The 6,906-nt window shown below is 69.7% G+C and carries 9 protein-coding genes; 7 read left to right on the top strand and 2 right to left on the bottom strand.

Annotation, left to right across the window (positions count from 1 at the left end; genetic code table 11):
* Nucleotides 1–78: 78 nt before the first annotated feature.
* Both QSG27_RS14645 and QSG27_RS14640 read left to right on the top strand, forming a co-directional pair.
* A complete protein-coding gene (locus QSG27_RS14645; RefSeq protein WP_306707320.1) occupies nucleotides 79–1,080 on the top strand; it encodes an SPFH domain-containing protein in 1,002 nt (333 codons plus the stop codon).
* 31 nt (nucleotides 1,081–1,111) lie between these two features.
* The gene (locus QSG27_RS14640) at nucleotides 1,112–1,540 is read left to right on the top strand and encodes an NfeD family protein (RefSeq protein ID WP_306707319.1); all 429 of its coding nucleotides are present in this window, start codon (nucleotides 1,112–1,114) and stop codon (nucleotides 1,538–1,540) included.
* Nucleotides 1,541–1,929: 389 nt separating this feature from the next.
* Here the strand turns inward: QSG27_RS14640 and QSG27_RS14635 are convergent, their stop codons facing one another.
* Nucleotides 1,930–2,346: an HRDC domain-containing protein gene (locus QSG27_RS14635; protein WP_306707317.1), complete on the bottom strand. Its 417-nt coding sequence runs from the start codon at nucleotides 2,344–2,346 to the stop codon at nucleotides 1,930–1,932.
* A 205-nt stretch (nucleotides 2,347–2,551) separates the two neighbouring features.
* On the opposite strand from QSG27_RS14635, the gene QSG27_RS14630 reads away from it, so the two are divergent.
* The 4 genes from QSG27_RS14630 (at nucleotide 2,552) to QSG27_RS14615 (ending at nucleotide 5,615) form a co-directional block, all read left to right on the top strand.
* Nucleotides 2,552–3,538: a hypothetical protein gene (locus tag QSG27_RS14630; protein ID WP_306707315.1), complete on the top strand. Its 987-nt coding sequence runs from the start codon at nucleotides 2,552–2,554 to the stop codon at nucleotides 3,536–3,538.
* 171 nt (nucleotides 3,539–3,709) lie between these two features.
* Nucleotides 3,710–4,027: an STAS domain-containing protein gene (locus tag QSG27_RS14625; RefSeq protein ID WP_306707313.1), complete on the top strand. Its 318-nt coding sequence runs from the start codon at nucleotides 3,710–3,712 to the stop codon at nucleotides 4,025–4,027.
* A 19-nt stretch (nucleotides 4,028–4,046) separates the two neighbouring features.
* Nucleotides 4,047–5,309 carry a PP2C family protein-serine/threonine phosphatase gene (locus tag QSG27_RS14620; protein ID WP_306707311.1) on the top strand — a complete coding sequence of 421 codons (1,263 nt, stop codon included), beginning with the start codon at nucleotides 4,047–4,049 and terminating at the stop codon, nucleotides 5,307–5,309.
* 93 nt (nucleotides 5,310–5,402) lie between these two features.
* Nucleotides 5,403–5,615 (top strand): hypothetical protein, encoded by a 213-nt coding sequence (locus QSG27_RS14615; RefSeq protein WP_306707309.1) that lies wholly within the window; start codon nucleotides 5,403–5,405, stop codon nucleotides 5,613–5,615.
* 59 nt (nucleotides 5,616–5,674) lie between these two features.
* Here the strand turns inward: QSG27_RS14615 and QSG27_RS14610 are convergent, their stop codons facing one another.
* Complete coding sequence (locus tag QSG27_RS14610) at nucleotides 5,675–6,145, bottom strand: ferritin-like domain-containing protein (RefSeq protein ID WP_306707307.1); 471 nt, start codon at nucleotides 6,143–6,145, stop codon at nucleotides 5,675–5,677.
* Between the two features lie 202 nt (nucleotides 6,146–6,347).
* Between QSG27_RS14610 and QSG27_RS14605 the strand changes: the two genes are divergently transcribed.
* A complete protein-coding gene (locus QSG27_RS14605; protein WP_306707305.1) occupies nucleotides 6,348–6,902 on the top strand; it encodes a DUF1003 domain-containing protein in 555 nt (184 codons plus the stop codon).
* Nucleotides 6,903–6,906 lie beyond the last annotated feature (4 nt).

Below are 6,906 nucleotides of genomic sequence, written 5' to 3'. Positions count from 1 at the left end.
CTGCTGGGCTGAAGCTCTGGCCCCGGCAGCGGCGCCGTGGCATGGTCCGAGAGTGATCGACCGGCAGGAGTTGCGGCAATGGTGGTCAGCGGCCTTACGCTTTTCGTCATCGCGCTTCTGGTCTTCGCGCTGGCAATGGTGCTTCTGGGCGTGCGGACCGTGCCCCAGGGCCAGGAATGGACGGTGGAGCGGTTCGGGCGCTACACCCGCACGCTCCAGCCGGGCCTGCATCTGCTGCTGCCGCTGATCGACCGGATCGGGCGCAAGCAGAGCATGATGGAAACCGTGCTCGATGTTCCCTCGCAGGAGGTCATCACCCGCGACAACGCCATGGTCACGGCGGACGGCGTGGTCTTCTTCCAGGTGATCGACGCGGCCAAGGCGTCCTACGAGGTCAACAACCTGCAACTGGCCATCCTGAACCTGACCATGACCAACACCCGCACGGTCATGGGCTCCATGGACCTGGACGAGCTGCTGTCCCAGCGCGACCAGATCAACGCCCGCCTACTGGGCGTGGTGGACGAGGCGACCAGCCCCTGGGGCGTCAAGGTGACCCGCATCGAGATCCGCGACATTCAGCCGCCGCGCGACCTCGTGGACAGCATGGCCCGCCAGATGAAGGCGGAGCGCGACCGCCGCGCCGCCATTCTGGAGGCGGAAGGCCAGCGGCAAGCCGCCATCCTGCGGGCGGAGGGCGCCAAGCAGGCCGCCATCCTCCAGGCCGAGGGCCGGCGCGAGGCCGCCTTCCGCGACGCCGAGGCCCGCGAGCGCTCCGCCCAGGCGGAGGCCGAGGCCACCCGGCTGGTCTCCGACGCCATCGCCGGGGGCAGCGCCCAGGCCATCAACTATTTCGTCGCCCAGCGTTACGTGGACGCCCTGACGGCGGTGGCCGCGGCACCGAACCAGAAGGTGCTGTTCATGCCGCTGGAGGCCGCGAACGTGATCGGCGCCATCGGAGGCATCGCGGAAATCGCCCGCGAAGCCTTCCCGAACCGCTCCGCCGCCCCGGCGCCGCGCGGCCCCTGGAACAGGGACGAACGGAACAGGGACGAGGCGCCGGCATCGCCGGAGTCGTGACGTTGGACGAACTTCCGAAGGCGGGACGGCGATGATCGAATTCTGGCACTGGTGGGTTCTGGCCGTCCTGCTGGGGGCGCTGGAGACGGTGGCGCCGGGGGCAGCGTTCCTGTGGCTGGGCGGGGCCGCCGCCCTGGTCGGCCTGGTGGTGCTGGTCTGGCCATCCCTGCCGTGGGAGCATCAGGGGCTGCTGTTCGCCCTGCTCGCCATCGCCGCGGTCGCCGGCACCCGCCTCCTGTCCCGGGGGTCAGCGCATACGACGCACACGCCGCATCTGAACCGCCGGACGGCGCAATACATCGGGACGCTGCACACGCTGGACAGCCCCATCGTCAACGGACGGGGCCGGGCGCAGATCGGTGACGGGCTCTGGACCGTCGAAGGACCCGACCTCCCCGCCGGGACCCGCGTCCGCATCGTCGGCGCCGAAGGCACCCTGCTGAAGGTGGAGAAGGCCTAGCCGCCAGCCGAACCGCCGCGTCGGGGCCTCCGCCAGATCGTGCCGGATCTGTTGGGCGTGACGCCCGAGCCGACGCGCCAGGGCGTCCATGGTGCCGTCGCCGGTGGCCGCCGCGCGCTCCGCCGCCTGACGGCTGAAGTCTTCCAGTTCCCGCGCTATCGCGCGGTAATCGGGAGCGCCGCCTTTCGATCCGGATGTCCCGTCCATGGCCCCGCCATGCTGCATTGCCGCAAAATACGGAGGTATGCTGGCACAGAGCGGGGGCGGCTGGAATCAGGCTTACGGCGGGTTCCGCTTCCCTTTCGGCGCAGCAGCAAAGCCGCCGCCTTGCCTTGCGGCCTAGGCCCTTGGGCCTTGCGGCCTAGGCCCTTGGGCCGGTCGCCTTTCCGTCAGTCGATCAACTCGTCCAGGGTCGCGCGGACAACCTGCACGATCTCCCCGCCATGCTGGCCGACGCCGAGGTCGCGGGCGCCGACGATGATGGACAGCTCGCGTTCGGTCGTAGGAGCGAAGCGGGCGATCTCCGGCACCAGCTCGTCCGGCAGGACGGCTTCGCGCGGCAGCCCGTCGCGGGCCGCCGTGCGGTCCCGCCAGTTGTTGAGGGCGGCGTTGATCGCGGCCTCGATCTGGAGGGATTCCTCCTTGCGCTTCAGGTCCTTGAAGAGGACGAGAACGCGCCATCCGCCATCGGCGTAGGCGGTGTCGATGCGCTGCACCTCGACCGTTCGCAGGAAGGAGGACAGTTGCCCTTGGGCCTCTTCCGCAATCGCGTCGGGGATCGTGAAGGTGCGGATTTCGGTGCTCATCCTGTTCCTCAGTGCGTGCTTCGCCTTTCGGGAAAGACTACACGAAAGCGCCGGGATGCGGCTACTCCGGCACGCCCCCACAGCCGCCCCTCTTCGTCATAGCTCCTTTCCGCCATGGGCCACGGAATAAACGCACGGGACCCAGCCGCGTCCCGAAGCGTTGAGGCACCGGGCGCCGCGCGCCGCAGGGAGGAGCAGGAGGCCGATGACCGGGCGTGTCGCACCGCGCGTCGAACCGCATGGAGACCGGCGGGAACGGACCGGCCCGCAGGCGAAGCCGCGGCGGCTGTGGATCACGCTGCTTGCGGTGATTCCCGCCCTGTTCGCGGCCGGGACGGCGGGGGCCTTCTGGACCGGCTACACCCTCTACGACCAGCCCTTCGTCTGGTACAACACCAACCGCATCGCCGCCACGGCGGACCGGGCGGCGCGGGACCTGTCCCCGACCGTGGTGGTGGCGCTGGGCGACTCCGCGTTGCGCCACGCGACCCTGGACGAGCCGGGCATGGCCACCCTGGCGGCGAAGCACGGGGTGGAGCGCCTGCATTTCCTGCGCATCGTCCACGACCATGCCCGGATCGCCGACTTCGAAGCGATGCTGGGCGACGTGCTGAAGCTGAAGCCGGCCCTGGTGCTGCTCGACGCCGATCTGCTGTTCGCCGAACGCAGCGCGATCGCCGGGCTGCGCCGCTACGGCTCCCACCTGGCGGAGGTGGCGGTGCTGGGACGCGCCTACCTGCCGGACCAGATCGCCCAGCAATACGCCAAGCCCTGCCGCCCCACCGGGCCGTCGGGCTGGACCGGCACCGCCGCGGACCGCTGGGTGGCGAACCGCGGCACCGCCGTCCGGCTGGACGCCGCCTCGTCCGCCTTCGAGCGGGTGCGCCGCTTCGCCGGTCAGGCGCGGGCCGCGGGGGTGCGGGTCGCCCTGCTGGTTCCGCCCCGCCCGGCGGCGGTGGAGGAGCGCCTGTACGGTCCGGGGAACGGCTATCTCCCGAAGGCGCTCGACCGGCTGAGCGGGGAGGAGGACCTGCCGCTGTGGCGCTTCCCCGACTCGGCGCGCCGGGCAGCGTCCTTCTGCCGCAGCGGCATGCTGGGACCGGAGGGCCGCGACGCCTATTCGGCCTGGCTGGCCGGTAGAATCGCCGAACGGCTTTCTCGCCCGCGGGTGGAGGAGGCCGCGCTGCCATAGGGTCGGCCCGCATCGGCCTCCAATGACCCGCCCATGAACCGCCCAATGACCCGAGGGTGACACGGCGGCGTCATCAAAGTGCAATTCCCCGCGCCCTAGAATGCGCCCGCGTCCACGCCGGGGGTTGCCCGGCGGGGAATGCGCCTCTCTTCGGCCACGGGTGAACCACAGATGAGCGCCGCCATGGATTTCTCCGTCCGCGAGGCCCCGGCCAGCACCGAGATCGTGCTGAGCGGGCGCATGACCTTTGCCGACCACGACACGTTCCGCGACGTCATCGCCACCTTCGAACGCCCGGCGGGGCACCGGATGGTGTTCGACCTGTCGCGGTTGGACTTCGTGGACTCCTCCGGCCTGGGCATGTTCATCATCGCCCGCGACACGGCGCAGCGGCGGAACCTGGACTTCGCGATCCGCGGCGCCCGCAACGAGGTGCGGCGCCTGATCACGATCGCCAAGTTCCACACCATGTTCAACATCGACGACTGACGCGGCGCGGAGGGAAGCGATGGGCCACGCCCGCGCCATGGCGGTGCTCCCCCGCACGGACGGCGCCGCCGCTCCGCCGAGCCCCGCCGGCCAGGGGTCCGGGGCGTCGGTCTACGGGATGGAGCTGGGCATCCCGCTGGGCGGCTGCCGGGTGCTGATCGCCGACGACAGCGTCTTCAACCGCAAGACCCTGACCCGTTTCCTGCAATGGGCCGGCATCACCCAGGTCGCCTTCGCCTCGACCGCCGAGGAGGTGATGGAGCGGCTGGAGAGTTTTGCGCCCGACCTGCTGCTCCTCGACACGGCCATGCCGCGGATGGACGGCATCGCCGTCTGCCGCAGCCTGCGCGGCGACCCGCGCTGGCGCGACCTGCCGATCCTGATGCAGAGCACACTGAACTCCGACCAGATGAGGACGGTCTGCTTCAGCGCCGGGGCGACCGACCTGATCGCCAAGCCGATCAACCCCGGCGAGTGCATCGCCCGCGTGCGCTATCACCTGGAACGCCGGTCCATGGTGCAGGAGCTGCGCGCCTTCCGCGAGCGGGTGGAGCGCGACCTGCGGCAGGCCCGCGCCATGCAGCTTGCCCTGGTGCCTGAACCGGCGGAGCTGGCGGCGCTGGCCGACCGCCACGGGCTGACCGTGGATTCGGTCTTCCGCGCGTCGGACGAGATCGGCGGCGATTTCTGGACGGCCTTCGAGTTCGACGGGACCCGCGTCGGGGTCTTCGCCGCCGACCTGTCGGGCCACGGCATCGCCGCGGCGATCAACGCCTTCCGCCTGCACACGCTGCTGACCCGCACCCCGCCGGAGGAGCTGCGCGACCCCGCCCGCCTGCTGCGGCAACTGAATCTGCGGCTGGGCGAGATCCTGCCGCTGGGCCAGTTCGCCACCGCCTTCTACGGGGTGATCGACCGGGCCGACGATTCGCTGCTCTACGCCGCGGCGGCGGCGCCCAGCCCCATCGTGGCGAGCGGGCACCGCTTCCGCCGGCTGGACGCCGCCGGCCTGTTCCTGGGCGCCTTCCGGGATTCGGCCTACACGAACCACCGGGTGCCGCTGCGGCGCGGCGACACGCTGTTCCTCTACTCCGACGGGCTGAGCGAGGCCCTGGACGCTGACGGCGCCATGCTGGGGGAGGACGGGCTGCTCCAACTGGCCAGGCAGGCGGCCGCGGATGCCCCCGACCGCCCCCTGCCCGCCCTGATGGCCCGCCACGCCGCGGCCCATGGCGAACGGCTGCACGACGACGTGACCGCGCTCTGGATCACGCGGCGCTGACGCAGCGCAGCAATTTATCCATTGGCCCCATACCCTTATTCGAGTTATGGATATTACTGCGTCGGGCGACGTGTAACAGGAGACGGAACGGATATGGCTTCGATCATGATCAAGAAGGCCGGCGAGGGCCTGATTACCCAGGCTCACCGCAACGCCGACGTTGGCCCGACCAGCGGCAGCTCGGTCGTGTACGAAATTCTCAACGTGCCGGCGGGCGTGTCGGTGGATGACGTCATCGCCGCCTTCAAGACCTTCAAGCCGGCGGACAAGAAGTACGAAATCGACTACGCCGACCTGACCAAGTAAGGCGGGCGCTCCGTCCTTCCCGCGGTTCCCGCACCGGCGGAAACCGCGGGAAACGGCTTTTATCCCTTCTTGGGGAAGCGCTCGATCCAGCGCTCCAGCTCCGCCACATGCTCCGCCTCTTCGGAGGCGAACTCCTCGGCCATCATGCGGACCTCCGGGTCCGTGGTGGTGGCGGCCACATCGGCGTAGAAGGCGTGCCCGCGCTTTTCGCTGTCGAGCGCCAGCTCCAGCGCATACTCCACCGTCATCAGATAGTGCGAGCCTTCCATGGAGGCCGCTTCCGGGCTTTCGCCCTCCGGCCATTGGAAGTCTTCCGGCGCCAGCGCCGGCACGTCGCGGAAGGCGGAGCGCTTGCGGGCATCCGCCAGATGCAGGCGCGAGAATTCGGCCATCTTGCCGAAGAAGGCCGCGACGTCCGCGTTGCCGTAGATCTTCATGGCCTCCGACAGGTCGGCGAAACGGTTGGCGGCGTCCTCCTCCAGCGCGCAGGCGTGGGCGAGGAACAGGGCAGGGTCGTGAATGCTGGCCATGGGGTCCCGAGGTCGTTAAGTCACAAATGGATTGTGGTTATTCGAACCATAACGCCTTGTCGCAAAAGGATCTCGGCATCGCTGCCCGGTTGCGGACCATTGCGACAATTTAACGCACCCTCCATCGTTCCGCGCTTGGCGACGCCACCCGCCCAGCCTAGAGATCCTGAAGCATCGTCACGAACGGCAGGGGATGTCCGCCATGAGCGCCGCGCACAACGGATTGAAGGGCTATCCGGCGAACGGCCTGCACCCCGTCGCCCTGGGGCACGAGGATCTGGAGCGGCTGCACCTTCTGCGCCAGCACCGGCGCGAGACGCGCAGGGCCGGGACGCCGGCGCGCACGATGGGGCAGCGGGTGGCCGACGGGGTGGCGGCGCTGGTCGGGTCCTGGCGCTTCATCATCGTCCAGTCGGCGCTGCTCGCCCTGTGGATCGCTGCCAACGTGCTGGGCTGGGTGAAGGCGTGGGACCCCTATCCCTTCATCCTGCTGAACCTCGCCCTGTCCTTCCAGGCGGCCTACACGGCGCCGATCATCATGATGAGCCAGAACCGGCAGGCCGACATCGACCGCCGGCGGGCCAGCCAGGATTACGACGTGAACCTGAAGGCGGAGCTGGAGATCGAACTGCTCCACCAGAAGATCGACCTGCTGCGCGAACAGGAGATCGCCCGGCTGACCCGCATGGTGGAGGACTTGACCGAGGCGCTCGCCGCTGCCAGGAACACGGCGCCGCCGCCCTCTCCCACTGCCTGAAGCC

The sequence above is a fragment of the Azospirillum isscasi genome (genome assembly GCF_030849505.1).
Taxonomy (GTDB): Bacteria; Pseudomonadota; Alphaproteobacteria; order Azospirillales; family Azospirillaceae; genus Azospirillum; species Azospirillum isscasi.
This window is presented reverse-complemented; position numbering and strand designations above follow the sequence as displayed.